Origin of the sequence: Sinorhizobium terangae (assembly GCF_009601505.1) — a bacterium.
Classification (GTDB): Bacteria; Pseudomonadota; Alphaproteobacteria; order Rhizobiales; family Rhizobiaceae; genus Sinorhizobium; species Sinorhizobium terangae.
In genome coordinates, this window is sequence record NZ_WITC01000017.1 from 201,729 (window position 1) to 217,923 (window position 16,195).

General features: G+C 63.0%; 15 protein-coding genes and 1 pseudogene. 7 read left to right on the forward strand and 9 right to left on the reverse strand.

Annotated elements, in window-relative coordinates; genetic code table 11:
* The first annotated feature begins 10 nt into the window (after positions 1 to 10).
* Positions 11 to 589 (forward strand): polyhydroxyalkanoate synthesis repressor PhaR, encoded by a 579-nt coding sequence (gene phaR, locus GHK62_RS02800; protein ID WP_153436818.1) that lies wholly within the window; start codon positions 11 to 13, stop codon positions 587 to 589.
* Positions 590 to 846: 257 nt separating this feature from the next.
* Here the strand turns inward: phaR and rpmF are convergent, their stop codons facing one another.
* The 3 genes from rpmF to mtgA all read right to left on the reverse strand — a co-directional run bounded on the left by rpmF (position 847) and on the right by mtgA (position 2,618).
* Positions 847 to 1,032, reverse strand: a complete 186-nt coding sequence (gene rpmF / locus GHK62_RS02805) for a 50S ribosomal protein L32 (RefSeq protein ID WP_012067326.1) — start codon at positions 1,030 to 1,032, stop codon at positions 847 to 849.
* A gap of 159 nt (positions 1,033 to 1,191) precedes the next feature.
* The gene (locus GHK62_RS02810; protein WP_153436819.1) at positions 1,192 to 1,839 is read right to left on the reverse strand and encodes a glutathione S-transferase family protein; all 648 of its coding nucleotides are present in this window, start codon (positions 1,837 to 1,839) and stop codon (positions 1,192 to 1,194) included.
* 77 nt (positions 1,840 to 1,916) lie between these two features.
* Positions 1,917 to 2,618 (reverse strand): monofunctional biosynthetic peptidoglycan transglycosylase, encoded by a 702-nt coding sequence (gene mtgA / locus GHK62_RS02815; protein ID WP_234886749.1) that lies wholly within the window; start codon positions 2,616 to 2,618, stop codon positions 1,917 to 1,919.
* 209 nt (positions 2,619 to 2,827) lie between these two features.
* Between mtgA and GHK62_RS02820 the strand changes: the two genes are divergently transcribed.
* The 3 genes and pseudogenes from GHK62_RS02820 to GHK62_RS02830 all read left to right on the forward strand — a co-directional run.
* On the forward strand, positions 2,828 to 3,739 hold the full coding sequence (locus GHK62_RS02820; RefSeq protein ID WP_153436821.1) for a polyprenyl synthetase family protein: 912 nt from the start codon (positions 2,828 to 2,830) through the stop codon (positions 3,737 to 3,739).
* A gap of 6 nt (positions 3,740 to 3,745) precedes the next feature.
* Complete coding sequence (gene hisC / locus GHK62_RS02825; protein ID WP_184108635.1) at positions 3,746 to 4,801, forward strand: histidinol-phosphate transaminase; 1,056 nt, start codon at positions 3,746 to 3,748, stop codon at positions 4,799 to 4,801.
* A gap of 10 nt (positions 4,802 to 4,811) precedes the next feature.
* Positions 4,812 to 4,961: pseudogene (locus GHK62_RS02830) on the forward strand (LysE family translocator); the annotation flags it as partial.
* A 68-nt stretch (positions 4,962 to 5,029) separates the two neighbouring features.
* On the opposite strand, the gene ispG reads toward GHK62_RS02830, so the two are convergent.
* The 4 genes from ispG to GHK62_RS02850 all read right to left on the reverse strand — a co-directional run bounded on the left by ispG (position 5,030) and on the right by GHK62_RS02850 (position 9,093).
* Positions 5,030 to 6,283, reverse strand: a complete 1,254-nt coding sequence (ispG, locus tag GHK62_RS02835; RefSeq protein ID WP_153436822.1) for a flavodoxin-dependent (E)-4-hydroxy-3-methylbut-2-enyl-diphosphate synthase — start codon at positions 6,281 to 6,283, stop codon at positions 5,030 to 5,032.
* A gap of 406 nt (positions 6,284 to 6,689) precedes the next feature.
* The gene (locus tag GHK62_RS02840; RefSeq protein WP_167528133.1) at positions 6,690 to 7,883 is read right to left on the reverse strand and encodes an MFS transporter; all 1,194 of its coding nucleotides are present in this window, start codon (positions 7,881 to 7,883) and stop codon (positions 6,690 to 6,692) included.
* 44 nt (positions 7,884 to 7,927) lie between these two features.
* A complete protein-coding gene (locus tag GHK62_RS02845; RefSeq protein ID WP_153436823.1) occupies positions 7,928 to 8,314 on the reverse strand; it encodes a VOC family protein in 387 nt (128 codons plus the stop codon).
* Entirely contained in the window at positions 8,311 to 9,093 is a 783-nt protein-coding gene (locus GHK62_RS02850; RefSeq protein ID WP_153436824.1) for a DeoR/GlpR family DNA-binding transcription regulator, read from the reverse strand. Before GHK62_RS02850 ends, GHK62_RS02845 begins: the two co-directional genes overlap by 4 nt.
* A 290-nt stretch (positions 9,094 to 9,383) precedes the next feature.
* Here GHK62_RS02850 and GHK62_RS02855 point away from each other — a divergent pair, with 290 nt between their 5' ends.
* The 3 genes from GHK62_RS02855 to GHK62_RS02865 all read left to right on the forward strand — a co-directional run bounded on the left by GHK62_RS02855 (position 9,384) and on the right by GHK62_RS02865 (position 11,858).
* A complete protein-coding gene (locus tag GHK62_RS02855) occupies positions 9,384 to 10,157 on the forward strand; it encodes an amino acid ABC transporter substrate-binding protein (RefSeq protein WP_153436871.1) in 774 nt (257 codons plus the stop codon).
* Between the two features lie 262 nt (positions 10,158 to 10,419).
* Positions 10,420 to 11,100 carry an ABC transporter permease subunit gene (locus GHK62_RS02860; protein ID WP_136505321.1) on the forward strand — a complete coding sequence of 227 codons (681 nt, stop codon included), beginning with the start codon at positions 10,420 to 10,422 and terminating at the stop codon, positions 11,098 to 11,100.
* Positions 11,097 to 11,858 carry an amino acid ABC transporter ATP-binding protein gene (locus tag GHK62_RS02865; RefSeq protein ID WP_153436825.1) on the forward strand — a complete coding sequence of 254 codons (762 nt, stop codon included), beginning with the start codon at positions 11,097 to 11,099 and terminating at the stop codon, positions 11,856 to 11,858. Before GHK62_RS02860 ends, GHK62_RS02865 begins: the two co-directional genes overlap by 4 nt.
* Before the next feature lie 185 nt (positions 11,859 to 12,043).
* On the opposite strand, the gene GHK62_RS02870 is transcribed toward GHK62_RS02865, so the two are convergent.
* Both GHK62_RS02870 and pyc read right to left on the reverse strand, forming a co-directional pair.
* The gene (locus GHK62_RS02870) at positions 12,044 to 12,472 is read right to left on the reverse strand and encodes a lipocalin-like domain-containing protein (protein WP_153436826.1); all 429 of its coding nucleotides are present in this window, start codon (positions 12,470 to 12,472) and stop codon (positions 12,044 to 12,046) included.
* A gap of 182 nt (positions 12,473 to 12,654) precedes the next feature.
* Complete coding sequence (gene pyc, locus GHK62_RS02875) at positions 12,655 to 16,113, reverse strand: pyruvate carboxylase (protein WP_153436827.1); 3,459 nt, start codon at positions 16,111 to 16,113, stop codon at positions 12,655 to 12,657.
* Positions 16,114 to 16,195 lie beyond the last annotated feature (82 nt).

Here is a 16,195-nt window from a genome sequence, read left to right on the forward strand (position 1 = left end):
GGAGACCCTGATGGCGAAGAACGAAGGCCAGATCGTTATCAAAAAATATGCGAACCGGCGCCTCTACAATACCGGGACCAGCACCTATGTAACGCTCGACGACCTGGCCGTGATGGTAAAGAAGGGTGAAGAGTTCGTGGTGCAGGACGCGAAGTCCGGCGAAGACATCACCCACTCCGTCTTGACGCAGATCATTTTCGAGCAGGAATCGAAGACCGGCAACACGCTCTTGCCGATTTCCTTTCTACGCCAGCTGATCTCTTTCTACGGCGACCAGATGCAGATGGTGGTGCCGAGCTACCTCGAACATTCGATGCAGGCGTTCACCGAACAGCAGGCGCAGATGCGCGAGCAGATCAACAAGGCATTTGGCGACACCCCGCTTGGCAAGAACCTGCAGGTGCCGCTGCAACTGGTCGAGGAGCAGGTGCGGCGCAACACCGAAATGTTCCACCAGGCCATGCAGATGTTCTCGCCCTTCATGGCCTCCCCGCCGGCCAAGGAAACGAAGAAGGCTGAGGCCAAGGACATCGACGAGCTCAAGGAACAGTTGCGCGCCCTGCAGACAAAGCTCGACAATCTGGGCTGAAGTGGCTCCAGCGATCGCACCGATTTTGCATGTGCCTGCACCCGTCCCCTCTCCCCGCAGGCGGGGAGAGGGGACTTCGGGCTGGCGCTTGCCGCGAGTCTCCTTCGCCCCGCTCGCGGGGAGAAGGTGGCCGGCAGGCCGGATGAGGGGCCAGGACAAGGCGCGAGCGCCACTCAAAAATCCAACCACACCTGCCGCCACAAAAGAAAAAGGGCCGGCAAAGCCAGCCCTTGAACTTCATCTGCGAACGGCAGCGCTTATGCGCTTTCCTTCGGCGTCAGCACCTGGCGACCGCGGTACATGCCGGTCTTCAGGTCGATGTGGTGCGGACGGCGCAGTTCGCCGGAGTTCTTGTCTTCGATGTAGGTCGGAGCCTTGAGGGCGTCAGCGGAACGGCGCATGCCACGCTTGGACGGGCTCGTTTTTCTTTTCGGTACAGCCATTTCATTCTCCACTTATCGGGCAAAACACTGTTCAGCAGCCGAAAATGGCCGGGTCAAACAGATGTCGATCTCGGAAATTTCGCGCGCTTATACATGGCCAACCACGGTTTGACCAGTCCCCGGCTATATTTTTTCGACTCGGCGCGGCGCGAGGAAGCTTCACGCCTCGTCCTCCGGAACGATCCAGGGCTCGGCCCTCGCCGCCTCCTCCCACTTGCGGAAGGCCGGGTGCGTCTTGACGGCATCCATATAGGCAAGCGTGTCGGGCTCTGTCACCAGCTCGTAGACGTCAAAGCGGTTGACAACCGGGGCAAACATCGCGTCCGCCGCCGTAAAGCGACCGAAGAGAAACGGTCCGCCGGAGCGGGCGATCGATTCCCGCCAGATCTCTTCGATGCGAGCGACGTCGGCCCGGACATCGTCCGGCAGCGCGATTGCCCGGCGCGGCCGGCGAATGTTCATCGGGCAGGCGCCGCGCAGCGCCCGGAAGCCTGAGAGCATCTCCGCCGAATAGCTGCGGGCGCGGGCGCGATCCTCGCGGTTTTCGGGCCAGAGCCCGGCCTCGGGGAAGAGCTCCGCCACATATTCGATGATCGCCAGCGATTCCCAGACACGGACATCGCCATGATGGAGCACCGGCACGCGTCCCGTCGGCGAGATCTCGCGGAAGCGCGGATTCCCAGCGGGGAAATCGAAGGGAATGACGACATCCTCGAACGGAACCCCGCAGGCTTCCAGCGCCAGCCACGGTCGAAGCGACCAGGAGGAATAGTTCTTGTTGCCGACATAAAGGACGAGCTTCGTCATGCGCGTGTCTCCCACCTGCGTTGTGAGGCGCAGGCTTGCCACATCAATGACGGCGAGGCCAATGAATTGGTGTCATCTCAATCATAAAGGCATGTGATGTAACCGCCGGACCGGCTGGCGCGTCGCTCGATGAGCGATGCAAGACGCCTCAAGCCCCGGCCGGGCTTGCCGGCGTTGCGGTCTATCGGGTTGGGCAGCGATACGGCGAGCAGGGCAGCCTGTCGGCGCGATAATTTGGCGGCCGAAACGCCGAAGTGGTGCCGCGCGGCGGCCTCGATGCCGTAGATGCCGTCGCCCCACTCGGCGACATTCAGGTAGATCTCCATCATCCGGCGCTTGCTCCAGACGAAATCGGCGACGATCGCGAGCGGCAGCTCCAGCGCCTTGCGGACGAAGGAACGGCCGTTCCAGAGGAACAGGTTCTTGACCGTCTGCATCGGGATCGTGCTTGCGCCGCGTGTCTGTTCGCCGTCGAGCGCATCCTCGACGACGCCGCGCATCTGGTTCCAGTCGATGCCGGCATGCGAGCAGAACTGGCCATCCTCCGACATCATCACCGACTGGACGAGCACCGGGGCGATGTCGTCGAACTCAACCCATTGCCGGTCGAAGCCGCGCAGCAGCACGAGGTCGCGCAGCATCAGCGTCGAGATCGGCCGAACGAAGTCCAGGGCATAGAAGACGATCAGCACATAGGGCAGCACGAAGAGGGCAAGGACGGCAAGAACGAGGCGGCGGAACCTCGCCTGCCACGCGGCAGGCCAGCGGTTGGCGGACATCTGGCCCTCCTCCAACGCTTCCGGAACGACGTCCACGCTTTGACTGTCCACCTCTTTGTCCATCCGCCTCTCTTATTTCATGGGTGAGCAAAGTTGAATGGCGTTTCTTACAAAAGGCAAGACGCTTGCACGCTCATCCCATATAAAGCAGGCAGCTGCGACGCGAATGCCCGTTGAAAGCCTCTCTCTCGCATGCCAAAGAGCGCAGCATGAAAGAGACGTCATCCTTTTCCGCACACCTGAAGGCCAATGCGTTGGCCGTGGAAGAACTGCTTTCCGACCTTCTGGGGCCGGTCGTCGGCATGGATGAAATCGCGCGGCCACGAAACCTGCTCGCCGCGATGCGCCATGGCGTGCTCAACGGCGGCAAGCGGCTGCGGCCCTTTCTTGTGAGCGCATCTACCGCGCTCCTCGGGGGCGACGCCGATGCGGCACTCAGGATCGGCGCCGCGCTCGAATGCGTGCATTGCTATTCGCTCGTCCACGACGACCTGCCGGCGATGGACGATGACGATTTGAGACGCGGGCAGCCGACGGTGCACATCGCCTTCGACGAGGCGACTGCCATTCTGGCGGGTGACAGCCTGCTGACTTTCGCCTTCGATATCATCGCCGCACCGGAAACGCCGCTTCCGGACCGGCAAAAGACGGCGCTGATTTTGGCGCTTGCGCGCGCGTCCGGACACGGCGGCATGGCTGGCGGGCAGGCGCTCGACCTCGCCGCCGAGAAATCGGCGCCCGGCGAGGCCGGCATTGTCACGCTGCAGGCAATGAAGACCGGCGCGCTCATCCGTTTCGCCTGCGAGGCGGGTGCGATCATCGCCGATGCGTCGGACGAGGACCGGCGACGGCTGCGCGCCTTCGGCGAAAAGATCGGCCTCGCCTTCCAGCTCGCCGACGATCTGCTCGACCTGACGGCGGATGCTCAGGCGATGGGCAAGGCCACCGGCAAGGACGCCGCGCGTGGCAAGGGCACGCTCGTGGCGCTTCACGGCCAGGCCTGGGCCGAGCGCGAACTGGAGGAACTGGTGGCGCAGGCGGAAAATCTGCTCCAGCCCTATGGCGCCCGCTCGGCCATCCTCGTCGAGACCGCCCGCTTCATCGCCAACCGCAGGAGTTAGAGCCCCGTGAGCAAATACTGGTCGCCTATCGTCTCCGCGCTGAAACCCTATGTGCCGGGCGAACAGCCGCGCATGGCGAACCTCGTCAAGCTGAACACCAACGAAAATCCGTACGCGCCTTCCGACAAGGTGATCGAGGCGATCCGGGCCGCGGCAAGCGCCGACCTCAGACTCTATCCGGATCCGCTCGCGCTCGACCTTCGGAAAGCGGTCGCCGCGAGATACGGCGTCGAACCGGAGGAAGTCTTCGTCGGCAATGGTTCCGACGAAGTGCTGGCGCACAGTTTTGCCGCGCTCCTGAAACACGATCGGCCGCTGCTCTATCCGGATATCTCCTACAGCTTCTATCCGACCTATGCGGGGCTTTTCGGCATCGACGCGGTAGAGGTACCGCTCAACGACGCCTTCGGCATCGACATCCCCGACTACCGTCGTCCCGCCGGCGCAATCATTCTTCCCAACCCCAATGCGCCCACCGGCATCGGCCTGCCGCTCGCCGAGATCGAGGCGCTCGTCGCCGAGCACCCCGACCAGCCCGTGGTAATCGACGAGGCCTATGTCGATTTCGGCGGCGAATCAGCGTCCGCTCTGGTTCCGAAATACGAAAACCTGCTCGTCGTGCAGACTTTTTCGAAGTCGAGGGCACTTGCCGGATTGCGGGTCGGCTTCGCGATTGGCCAGCGGCATCTGATCGAGGCGCTGGAACGCGTCAAAGACAGCTTCAACTCCTATCCGCTCGGACGGGCAGCCCAGGCCGGCGCGATCGCCGCAATCGAGGACGAGGCCTGGTTCGAGGCGACGCGCGGCAAGATCATTGCGTCGCGGGAGAAGCTGACAAGCGACCTCAAGAAGCGCGGCTTCGAGGTCCTTCCATCCCAGGCAAATTTCGTCTTCGCCCGTCACCCGGACCACGCGGGCCAAGCGCTGGCAGCGAAACTGCGTGAACGCGCGGTGATCGTCCGCCACTTCGCCAAGCCGCGGATCTCGGATTTCCTGCGCATCACCATCGGCACCTACGAGGAATGCGCGAGACTGGTCGCGGCGCTCGACGAGATTCTCTGAGGCTGGCCCCCTCGGACTCGTGTGCTTCTGCGGCTTCGCGATCGTCTTCTCGCTCTCGCCGGTCCACCGCGCCTATCTCAAATCGCGGCGCATGATCGAAAGCCTGATGGCAGGCTTCTTCGCCTTTGCCGGCCTGAAGCTGCTGACCGCGCGACTTTAGCGCGGGATGAGGAAAAGTTTGTGCGGCTTTCCGCTCGCATCCCGCTCCACTTATTGGAATAGATCCGACTATTCCGCGGCCGCCTGGCCGCGACCGTAGCGCTTCTCGATATAATCTGCGACGAGAAGCTGGAATTCCTCGGCGATTTTCGGCCCGCGCAGCGTCATCGCCTTCTGGCCATCGATGAAGACGGGGGCCGCCGGCGTCTCGCCGGTGCCGGGAAGCGAGATGCCGATATCGGCGTGCTTGCTTTCGCCGGGGCCGTTGACGATGCAGCCCATGACGGCAACCTTCAGCGCTTCCACGCCCGGATATTTCTCGCGCCAGACCGGCATGCTCGCGCGGATATCCTCCTGAATCTTCTGGGCCAGCTCCTGAAAGACCGTTGATGTCGTGCGGCCGCAACCGGGACAGGCGGCAACCACCGGAATGAACTGCCGGAATCCCATGACCTGCAACAATTCCTGCGCCACCTGCACTTCGCGTGTGCGGTCGCCGCCCGGTTCCGGCGTCAGCGAGATGCGGATCGTATCGCCGATGCCCTGCTGCATCAGGATGCCGAGCGAGGCGGAGGATGCGACGATGCCTTTCGTTCCCATGCCGGCTTCGGTAAGCCCGAGATGCAACGCATGATCGGAACGGGCGGCCAGCATCGCATAGACGGCGATCAGGTCCTGCACGCCCGAAACCTTGGCAGAAAGGATGATACGGTTGCGCGGCAGGCCGAGCTCTTCAGCCAGTTCCGCCGAGAGAAGTGCCGACTGCACGATCGTCTCGCGCGTGACCTGCTGTGCCGTCAGCGGCGAGCCCTTGGCCTGGTTCTCGTCCATCAGCCGGGTTAGCAGCTCTTGATCAAGCGAACCCCAGTTGACGCCGATGCGCACCGGCTTGTCGTAGCGCATCGCCATCTCGATGATCTCGGCGAACTGCTTGTCCTTCTTGTCCTTGAAGCCGACATTACCCGGGTTGATGCGATATTTCGCCAGCGCTTCGGCGCAGGCCGGGTGATCGGCCAAGAGCTTATGGCCGATATAGTGGAAATCGCCGACAAGAGGCACGTCCATGCCGAGGCGCAGCAGGCGCTCGCGGATCTTCGGCACCGCTGCAGCGCTTTCGTCGCGATCGACGGTGATTCGCACCAGTTCGGACCCCGCTTTGTGGAGGGCCGCCACCTGGGCAACCGTCGCGTCGATATCGGCCGTATCCGTGTTCGTCATCGACTGGACGACGACCGGCGCACCGCCACCTACGATCACGCCGCCGACATCGACGGCGACCGAGGCGCGGCGTGGCTGTGGCTCGAAATCGAAGGCAGAAGACATGAAGGCCTCTTCTTTATCCCATCATAGCGGAGCGGAAACGCACTGAGAAAAGCTCCGCGCTTTTCGCCTCCTGAGGTGGAGGACGAATCCGCGCTTGTCAACGGCAACATCATGTGCTGACGGCGAATTGATGGCGGGATTCGTAAAGGCAGGCGATTGGCCCCTCAACCGGCCTGCCGGCCACCTTCTCCCCGTAAACGGGGCGAAGGGGACAAGCGGCACACACCCAGCTCCTTCGCTTCTTTTGGCGCCTGCAGGTAGCGGTACGCTGCGAGAAAACAAGAAGCGAGGCGCCGACGGAACGCCCCTTCTCCCCGCCTGCGGGGAGAAGGTCGCGGCAGCGGGATGAGGGGCATTCCGCTTCTGAGCGGGACGAGAATAGCGGCCTGTCCGCATCCCGCGTGATCTAATGCCCCTTGCCATGATCCGCATGAACGGCGTGATGCGAGAGCAAGAGCACGACAATGAAGAGCACGGGGACGGAGGTGAAGATGATCGCGAAGCCGCTGTGCTCCGCGATGAAGCCGATTAGTGACGGCGCAAAGAGCATGCCGGAATAGCCCATCGTGGTCGCGACGGCGAGCCCGATGCCCGGCTGCAGCCCCGGCATGTTGCCGGCGGCCGAGAAGGCGATCGGCACCATGTTGGAAATACCGATCCCGGCGATGGCGAAGCCGAGGATCGCGACGAACGCATTTGGCGCAAGCCCGGCGAAGACCATGCCGACGAGCGCGGTGACCGTGCAGATGCGCAAGGTCCGCTTCGCGCCGAGCAGATCGCGCACGTGGTCGCCGGCAAAGCGCATGGTTGCCATGGTCGCCGAGAAGGCGGCAAAGCCGAAGCCCGAAAGCTCGACCGAGGCACCGAGTTCGTTCTTGAGGTAAAGCGCGCCCCAGTCGAGGACAGCACCTTCCGGCACCATCGAGAACAAGGCCATAATGCCGATCAGCCAGGGCAGGGGCGTGAGCGGCAGGCGCACTTTCTCCTTCGCCGCTGCCGGATGAGGCTGGTCGGCAAGGATCATCGGCCAGGCGACAGCAAGAAACACAAGGCTAAGGACCGTGACGACAAGCACGTGCGGCAGGACGCCGACGCGCGCCATCAGGACGCCGCCGATGCCGGCGCCGATCAGCCCGCCGAGACTCCAATAGGCATGGCAGGAGGACATGATGGCGCGCCGCATCGACTTTTCGACCTCGACCGCATTGGCGTTCATCGCCACGTCCATCGCGCCGACAAAGCCGCCGAGGAGGAACATGCCGATCGCCGCCGTCCAGACATTCGGGGCCAGCGTCAGGAGCAGGAGCAGCGGCGACAGAATGACGGCTGTGACCTTGACCACCTTTTGCGAACCGGCGCGGGCGATGAAGCCGCCGGCAATCGGCATCAGCACCAGCGAGCCGATGCCGAACACCAGGATCAGCAGGCCGAGCACGCTCTCGCCGATCCCGAGCCGGTCCTTGAATTCCGGAATTTTCGGCGCCCAGCTGCCGGTGACGAAGCCGTTCATCAGGAACAGGAGCGATACGGCAAGCCGGTTCTTCGACATGTAACCCTGTCGGACGAGGCCTTGAGAGGCGGTTTGCGTGCGCTGATCCATGCGCTGATCCCTGAGTAACCTTCCCGCAGCCGGAACCGTCCGGCTCAAATGGTGATTTCGATGAGATTGCCGTCGGGATCGCGGATCACGGCCTCGTAGAAGCCGTCACCCGTCCATCGCACCCCGGAAACGAGAATGCCCTTCTTCCCGGCCCGCTCCGCCATGTCGTCCACTTTCTCGCCGCTGCCCAGCGAAAGGGCGATATGCGCATAGCCGACGCGTTCCACCGTCGCCTCGTCATGGGGAGCAAGCCACGGCCCCTCCATCACCTCGATCGACGGCCCGCTCCCAAGCGTCAGGAAACGCGAACGGAAGCCGGGACGGCGGCGGCTTTCATAGATCTCGCCGACACTGGCGTCGAAGAAGTCGGTCCAGAAGGCGGCGATCCGGTCGATATCTTTTGTCCAAAGAGCGACATGCGCGATGTTCATCGGGCAGGCTCCTTCGCCAGGATGACGTCAGCGCCGCGCGCGCGGAGGGCGGCAATCGCGGCTTCGGGGGCGTCGGCCTCGAGCACCAGCGTCGCCACTGCCTCGATGCCGATCACCGCATGGGGAGCGGCAGTTCCAAGCTTGTCGCTCGTTATAGCGGCAAGAACCGCGCGGCTTCGCGAGGCGATGAGACGCTTGAACGCCGCGTCCTCGAAATGGAAGGCTGTCAGTCCCGCCTCCGGGTCGGCGCCACAGGCACCGAGAACGCAAAGATCGGGGCGCAGAAGCTCGGCATCGCGTTGCGCCCGCGCGCCGACCGCAGCCCCGACCGCGCGATCGAGCGGACCACCGACAAGGATAAGTTCCACGCCCGCTTTGTCCATCAATGCAGCCGCAATAAGCGGCGTGTTGGTGACGATCGTCACCGAAAGGTTCGGCTCGATCGCCTCGGCAATCGCCAGATTGGCTGAACCGGCGTCGAGGAAAACCGTCATGCCCTCACGGATAAAGCCGACCGCGGCGCGGGCAAGCGCCGCCTTGCGCTCCGGCGCCAGAGAGGCGCGCTGGCTGAGCGAGCCGGCCATCGGCGCGAGCGGCAGGGCTCCGCCATAGACACGCTCACAGAGGCCAGCCGCAGCCATCTCGCGCAGGTCGCGACGGATCGTGTCTTCCGAGACTCCGAATTCGCGCGCGAGATCGGCGGCCAGCACCCGGCCGTCGGTTTTCAGCCGTTCCTGGATCAGGAATTTCCTCTCGCGCAGCAGCAGGTCGGTCGCCATATCTCAAATCGTGCATAAACGTGCATGAATCGGTCAAAACGTGAATAGCAGTCTTTCGCGAAGAATTCAATTGCCCCGCACGTGGAACTTCGCCCGCTCGTGGAACTTCAATTGCCTCAACACATTCCCCAACGGAGTGTTTTCGCTGGGATTTCGAGGCTGTTTGAGGAAAAATCTTCATCGAAAGCCGGATGAATTGGTGTTTTATGCGCTCAGGCGCGCCCGGATTTGTGCGAATCTCGCCGCAATCCGGACGACGGGCCGGAGAACAAGAGATGGAAAACAAGACAATGAAACTCTTTCCGACGCTTTTCGCCGCCGCGCTCCTGCAAGTCGCCGCCTTCGCTCCTGCCCATGCGGAATCGAACCTCGATCAGATCAAGTCTGCCGGTGTTCTCAAAATCGGCACCGAGGGCACCTACGCCCCCTTCACCTATCATGATGCCGGCGGAACGCTGGTGGGCTTCGACGTCGAAATCGGCCAGGAAGTTGCCAAGCGTCTTGGCGTCAAGGCCGAATTCCTCGAAGGCAAGTGGGACGGTCTGATCGCCGGCCTCGACGCCAACCGCTATGACACGGTCATCAACCAGGTCGGCATCACCGAAGAGCGCAAGAAGAAATACGATTTCTCCGAACCCTATATCGCCTCCAAGGCCGTGCTGATCGTCAAGGGCGACAACGAGGAGATCAAGGGCTTCGCCGATCTCAAGGGCAAGAAATCCGCCCAGTCGCTGACCAGCAACTTCGGCAAGCTCGCTCAGGCCTCCGGGGCCGAGCTCGTCGGCACCGACGGCTTCGACCAGTCGATCCAGCTCGTGCTGACCGGGCGCGCCGACGCGACGATCAATGACAGCCTATCCTTCCTCGACTTCAAGAAGCAGAAGCCGGACGCCAACGTGAAGATCGCCGCCGAACAGGCCGACGCCGATTATTCCGGCATCATCATCCGCAAGAACGAGCCGGACCTTTTGGCCGCGATCAACAAGGCGCTTGCCGAAATCAAGGCCGACGGCACCTACGACAAGATATCGCAGAAGTATTTCGGCGCCGACGTCTCAAAATAGCTTGGGGAACGCGCCGCGTCCGCCCCTCATCGGCCTGCCAGCACCTTCTCCCCGCAAGCGGGGCGAAGGGACAAGCGGCTCGCTCCAGATTCCCCTCTCCCCGCGTGCGGGGAGAGGGCTAGGGTGAGCGGCAGCCCGCAGGGCCGGGGTCCCGACGGGCAGTTGCAGAGAATGCGGGCTTCACACCCTTCCCCAACCTGCTTTATGAATCGTGGTCCGTTCCGGCCCCGGAGCGGATCGCGCTTTTTTGAAAGGCTTTCCCTTGCCCAACTGGCTTCACCTGATGGCGGAATCGCTGCCGACCCTGCTTTGGGCCGGGCTGATCTTCACGGTCCCGCTGACCCTGCTTTCCTTCGCCCTCGGGCTTTTGCTGGGCCTCGTCACTGCACTCGTCCGTCTCTTCGCGCCGGCCCCCTTCGTCGCCGTGGCGCGGTTCTATGTCTGGGTGATCCGCGGAACGCCGCTCCTCGTCCAGCTCTTCGTCATTTTCTACGGCCTGCCGAGCATGAACATATTGCTCGATGCATTCCCCGCCGCGCTGATCGGCTTCACGCTCAACATCGGCGCCTATACATCCGAAATCATCCGCGCAACGATCTCCTCCGTGCCGCGCGGCCAGTGGGAAGCGGCCTATTCGATCGGCATGAGCTGGAGCCAGGTCATGCGACGCACGATCCTGCCGCAGGCGACCCGGGTCGCAATCCCGCCGCTCTCGAACACGTTCATCTCGCTGGTGAAGGACACTTCGCTCGCCGCAGCCATTACCGTGCCCGAGCTCTTTCAAACGGCGCAGCGCATCGTCGCGACCACTTATGAACCACTGATCCTTTATATCGAGGCGGCGCTGATCTACCTTGCCATGAGCTCCGTACTGTCGGCCCTGCAGGTCAGGCTTGAGCACCGCTTCGCCCGTTATGGCGGTTTCCTGGAGGCGCGCGCATGATCGAACTCACCGATATCGAAAAGCGCTTCGGCACCAACCTGGTGCTCAAGGGAATCAGCGTGACGATGGCCGAAGGCTCGGTAACCGCGCTTGTCGGCCCATCCGGCGGCGGCAAGAGCACGCTGCTCAGATGCGTGAACCTGCTGGAGATCCCGACACACGGGACGATCCGGCTTGGCGACGAACGGCTGGAGTTCGCACCTCACCGCACGGTCGGCTGGAGAGCGATCCAAAAGCTGCGCCGGCAAACCGGCATGGTGTTCCAGAATTTTCAGCTCTTCCCCCACCAGACCGCGCTCGGCAACGTGATGGAAGGTCTCGTGACCGTCCTCAAATGGCCGGCCGACCGCGCCCGCGCCCGCGCGCTCGAACTCCTGGAAAAGGTCGGCATGGCGCACAAGGCGGATGCCTGGCCCTCGACGCTTTCCGGAGGCCAGCAGCAGCGCGTGGCGATCGCCCGTGCGCTTGCGCCCTCACCGCGCGTCCTTCTCTGCGACGAGCCGACCTCCGCGCTCGATCCGGAACTCGCCGAGGAGGTTGTGGAAGTCTTGAGCCGCCTCGCCCGCGAAGGCACGACGATGATCATGGCGACTCACGACCTTCGCCTCGCCTCTCGCGTCGCTGATCACGTGATCTTCCTCGATGGCGGTGTCGTGGTCGAAAGCGGTCCGCCGCGCAAGATCTTCTCGACGCCCGAGCGCGAGCGTACGAAGAAGTTCATCGCCTCGCTCAGCGCGCCGATGAGCTATGATATTTGATCTAATGCATGTCGCCCAAAAGTGTGCAGCGGTTTTGGGACAACGACATGCATAAAAGTAATGACCTAAATCGCGTCGCATGAGTCCGATTGAACGCGACGCGCTTGGCCGGACTCGCACGTCGTGCGGCTGGAGCATCTCCCAGCCGCCCGAGGCCGGCCGAGGCGGACCTACATAAAAGTTTCTCAGACCTTTTGGAACTCTATCCGGTAAAGCACTTCCTCGCCCGTCCCAGGGTCTACCCCCGGAGCATCGCTGATGACGAGCCTGTCACCATCGACCGAGTACGGCCGGACCAGATCGGATATTCCCCACGCCGGATTCCAGCTTGCATCGACATGATGGATGACTCTGCCACCCTCCACGGTGTAAGAGCCACAATAGGCCAGCATGGAATCGAAAAGAGTGATCTTTTCGCCATCCGTTGGCTTCGCGCCTTTGGGCATGGGACGTCCGCGACTGGCCACGAACGCCATCATGCGACCGTCCGCGTGGTACGAAAGGTATCCAACAGGGTCCGCGCCCATGGCGTCGCTGACCTCGCCGGTGGCGACGGCCTTCCGTTTCCAGGACAGCATACGCCAGGTTCCAAGAAGTGCGGATGCATTTGACATCGGTTCCCCCCTCAAAGGCTCCGTGGAACGCACAACAATAACATAATTCGCGTGCGAAGGGGCATTGAGAGGCAGCTTCAGAAGCACTTGGCCGGCAAAGTCCAGGCTGGAACCCGACGCCGACATCCACAGCAGAATGGCACCTGGAACGCCGGCCCTTCAATCCAACAAGGTGAGCAGCCTCATCCGCCAAACACGATCAACAAATCCTTGGCGTCGATCTGGTCGCCGGCCCTGACCAGCACCTCGGCGATCACGCCGTCCTTTTCGGCATGCAGCGCCGTCTCCATCTTCATCGCCTCAATCGAGAGCAGCACGTCGCCGGCCTTGACCGGCTGGCCGGTGATGACGGCGACGGTCGAGATGACACCCGGCATCGGCGCGCCGAGATGGGCGGCATTGCCGGCCTCCGCCTTGCGGCGGATGGCCGCGGAAGCGCCGCGGTTGCGGTCCGGCACCTTGATCGAGCGCGGCTGACCGTTCAGTTCGAAGAACATCTTGACCATGCCCTTCTCGTCGATCTCGCCCTGCGCCTGGTTGAGGATGACCAGTGTCTTGCCCTTCTCGATGTCGGCGAAGAGCTCCTCTCCCGGCGCCATGCCGTAAAAATAGGCCGGGGTCGGCAGCACGCTGACTGGGCCATAGGTCTCGGCGGCGAGCGCATAGTCGGTGAAGACCTTCGGATACATCAGATAAGAGGCGAATTCGAAGTCGGTGACCTCGCGCCCGAGCTTCTCTTCGATGCTTTTGCGCTCCGCGTCGAGATCGGCAGGCGGCAGCAATGAGCCCGGCACGGCGGTGTAGGGCTCTTCGCCCTTCAGCACCTTCTTCTGAAGCGCTTCCGGCCAGCCGCCCGGGGGCTGGCCGAGATCGCCCTTGAGCATCGAGACAACCGATTCCGGGAAGGCAATGTCCTTCGCCGGGTTCTCGACGTCGGCCACCGTCAGGTCCTGGGAAACCATCATCAGCGCCATGTCGCCGACGACCTTCGACGACGGCGTCACCTTGACGATGTCGCCGAACATCTGGTTGGCGTCGGCGTAGGCCTGCGCCACTTCGTGCCAGCGGGCCTCCAGCCCGAGCGACCGGGCCTGTTCTTTGAGGTTGGTGAACTGCCCACCCGGCATTTCGTGCAGGTAGACTTCCGAGGCCGGCCCCTTGAGGTCGCTTTCGAAGGCCGCGTACTGGTGGCGCACCGCCTCCCAGTAGAAGGAAATGCGGCGGATCCATTCCGGATTGAGGCCCGGATCGCGCTCGGAACCGGCCAGTGCCTCGACGATCGAGCCGAGGCAGGGCTGCGAGGTGTTGCCGGAGAGTGCATCCATTGCCGCATCGACGATATCGACACCCGATTCGACCGCCGCAAGCACGGTCGCGGCGGCAATGCCCGAAGTGTCGTGCGTGTGGAAATGGATCGGCAGGCCGGTCGCTTCCTTCAGCGCCTTGAACAGCACGCGAGCGGCGGCCGGCTTCAGAAGTCCCGCCATGTCCTTGACGGCGATGATGTGGGCGCCGGCCTTCTCCAGTTCGGCGGCAAGCGCCGTGTAGTACTTCAGGTCGTACTTCGGCCGGGCGGAATTCAGAATGTCGCCGGTATAGCAGATCGCTGCCTCGCAGATCTTGTTCTCCGCCGCCACCGCGTCCATCGCGACGCGCATGTTCTCCACCCAGTTCAGGCAGTCGAAGACGCGGAAGACGTCGATGCCGCCCTTCGCCGCCTGCGCGACGAAGTATTTGACGACATTGTCGGGATAGTTCTTGTAGCCGACGCCGTTGGCGCCGCGCAGAAGCATCTGTAGGAGCAGGTTCGGCGCACCCTCGCGCACCATTGCCAGCCGCTCCCACGGATCCTCGGTGAGAAAGCGCATCGACACGTCGAAGGTCGCGCCACCCCAGCATTCGAGCGAAAACAGATTGGGCAGCGCCCGGGCATAGGTGCCGGCGATGCGGGCGATGTCATAGGTGCGCATGCGGGTGGCGAGCAGCGACTGGTGGCCGTCGCGCATCGTCGTATCGGTCAGGAGTACCTGAGGCTGCGCCTTCACCCATTCGGCGAACTTCTTCGGTCCGAGCTGGTCGAGCAGTTGCTTCGTGCCCGGCTTCGCCTCGCCATTGATGAACGGCACTACCGGCGCGGCGATGTCGTCATTGGGCTTCGGCCGGCCCTTGGCTTCCGGATGACCGTTGACCGTGACGTCGGCGAGATAGGTGAGTAGCTTGGTGGCGCGGTCCTGACGCTTCACCTGCTGGAACAGCTCCGGCGTCGTGTCGATAAAGCGCGTCGTGTAGCTGTTGTCCTGGAAATTCGGATGGCTGATGATCGCTTCGAGGAAGGTGAGGTTGGTCGCCACGCCGCGGATGCGGAATTCCCTGAGCGCGCGGATCATCCGCTTGATCGCCTCGTCCGGGTTCGGCGCCCAGGCGGTCACCTTTTCGAGCAGCGGATCGTAGTAGCGGGTGATCACCGCGCCGGAATAGGCCGTCCCGCCGTCAAGCCGGATGCCGAAACCGGTGGCGCCGCGATAGGCGGTGATGCGGCCGTAGTCGGGGATGAAGTTCTGTTCGGGATCTTCAGTCGTGATACGGCACTGCAGCGCGTGGCCGTTGAGGCGGATGTCCTCCTGGCGCGGCACGCCCGATTCCGGCGCGCCGATGGCAAAGCCGTCGAGGATGTGGATCTGGGCTTTCACGATGTCGATGCCGGTGACGACCTCGGTTACCGTGTGCTCGACCTGAATGCGCGGATTGACCTCGATGAAGTAGAATTTGCCCGTGTCGGCGTCCATCAGATATTCGACCGTGCCGGCGCCGATATAATTGGTGGCCTTGGCGATCTTCAGCGAATAGTCGGCGAGTTCCTGCCGCTGCGCGTCGGTCAAATAGGGCGCCGGCGCACGCTCGACGACCTTCTGGTTGCGCCGCTGGATCGAGCAGTCGCGCTCGAAGAGATGCACGACGTTGCCGTGGGTGTCGCCCAGGACTTGGCTTTCGACGTGGCGGGCACGCTCGACCAGCTTTTCGAGATAGACCTCATCCTTGCCGAAGGCGGCCTTCGCCTCGCGCTTGGCCTCGGTCACTTCGCGGATCAGGTCTTTCGGGTCGCGGATCGCCCGCATGCCGCGGCCGCCGCCGCCCCAGGAAGCCTTCAGCATCACCGGATAGCCGATCTCGGCGGCGAGCCGCTTCACCTCCTCCGGATCGTCCGGCAGCGGCTCGGTCGCCGGCACGACCGGCACGCCGATCGAGATCGCCAGGTTGCGCGCCGCCACCTTGTTGCCGAGCTGGCGCATCGTCTCCGGCTTCGGGCCGATGAAGGTGATGCCGTTGGCGGCGCAGGCTTCCGCAAACTCCGGACTTTCGGACAAGAGACCGTAGCCCGGATGAATGGCGTCGGCGCCGGACAGTTTCGCGACGCGGATCACCTCGTCGATCGACAGATAGCTTTCGATCGGGCCGAGATCGCGGGCAAGATGCGGGCCGCGTCCGACCTGATAGCTCTCGTCCGCCTTGAAGCGGTGCAGCGCCAGTTTGTCCTCCTCAGCCCATATCGCGACCGTTTTAAGTCCCAGTTCGTTGGCCGCGCGGAAGACGCGGATGGCAATTTCGGAACGGTTGGCAACAAGGATCTTAGAGATGGGCAAGTCGGTCTCCTCAAGACTTGAAACGCGGGAATGCTGCACCCGCGAAATAAAGTTTTAGCGAGTCACTTGAGGAAGTGCAATT

What these genes read in the sequence shown, in the direction of transcription:
- phaR (WP_153436818.1), top strand. Translation starts at nt 11, where the DNA reads ATGGCGAAGAACGAAGGCCAGATCGTTATCAAAAAATATGCGAACCGG.
- rpmF (WP_012067326.1), bottom strand. Translation starts at nt 1,032, where the DNA reads ATGGCTGTACCGAAAAGAAAAACGAGCCCGTCCAAGCGTGGCATGCGC.
- GHK62_RS02810 (WP_153436819.1), bottom strand. Translation starts at nt 1,839, where the DNA reads ATGACGAAGCTCGTCCTTTATGTCGGCAACAAGAACTATTCCTCCTGG.
- mtgA (WP_234886749.1), bottom strand. Translation starts at nt 2,618, where the DNA reads ATGTCCGCCAACCGCTGGCCTGCCGCGTGGCAGGCGAGGTTCCGCCGC.
- GHK62_RS02820 (WP_153436821.1), top strand. Translation starts at nt 2,828, where the DNA reads ATGAAAGAGACGTCATCCTTTTCCGCACACCTGAAGGCCAATGCGTTG.
- ispG (WP_153436822.1), bottom strand. Translation starts at nt 6,283, where the DNA reads ATGTCTTCTGCCTTCGATTTCGAGCCACAGCCACGCCGCGCCTCGGTC.
- GHK62_RS02840 (WP_167528133.1), bottom strand. Translation starts at nt 7,883, where the DNA reads ATGGATCAGCGCACGCAAACCGCCTCTCAAGGCCTCGTCCGACAGGGT.
- GHK62_RS02845 (WP_153436823.1), bottom strand. Translation starts at nt 8,314, where the DNA reads ATGAACATCGCGCATGTCGCTCTTTGGACAAAAGATATCGACCGGATC.
- GHK62_RS02850 (WP_153436824.1), bottom strand. Translation starts at nt 9,093, where the DNA reads ATGGCGACCGACCTGCTGCTGCGCGAGAGGAAATTCCTGATCCAGGAA.
- GHK62_RS02855 (WP_153436871.1), top strand. Translation starts at nt 9,384, where the DNA reads ATGAAACTCTTTCCGACGCTTTTCGCCGCCGCGCTCCTGCAAGTCGCC.
- GHK62_RS02865 (WP_153436825.1), top strand. Translation starts at nt 11,097, where the DNA reads ATGATCGAACTCACCGATATCGAAAAGCGCTTCGGCACCAACCTGGTG.
- GHK62_RS02870 (WP_153436826.1), bottom strand. Translation starts at nt 12,472, where the DNA reads ATGTCAAATGCATCCGCACTTCTTGGAACCTGGCGTATGCTGTCCTGG.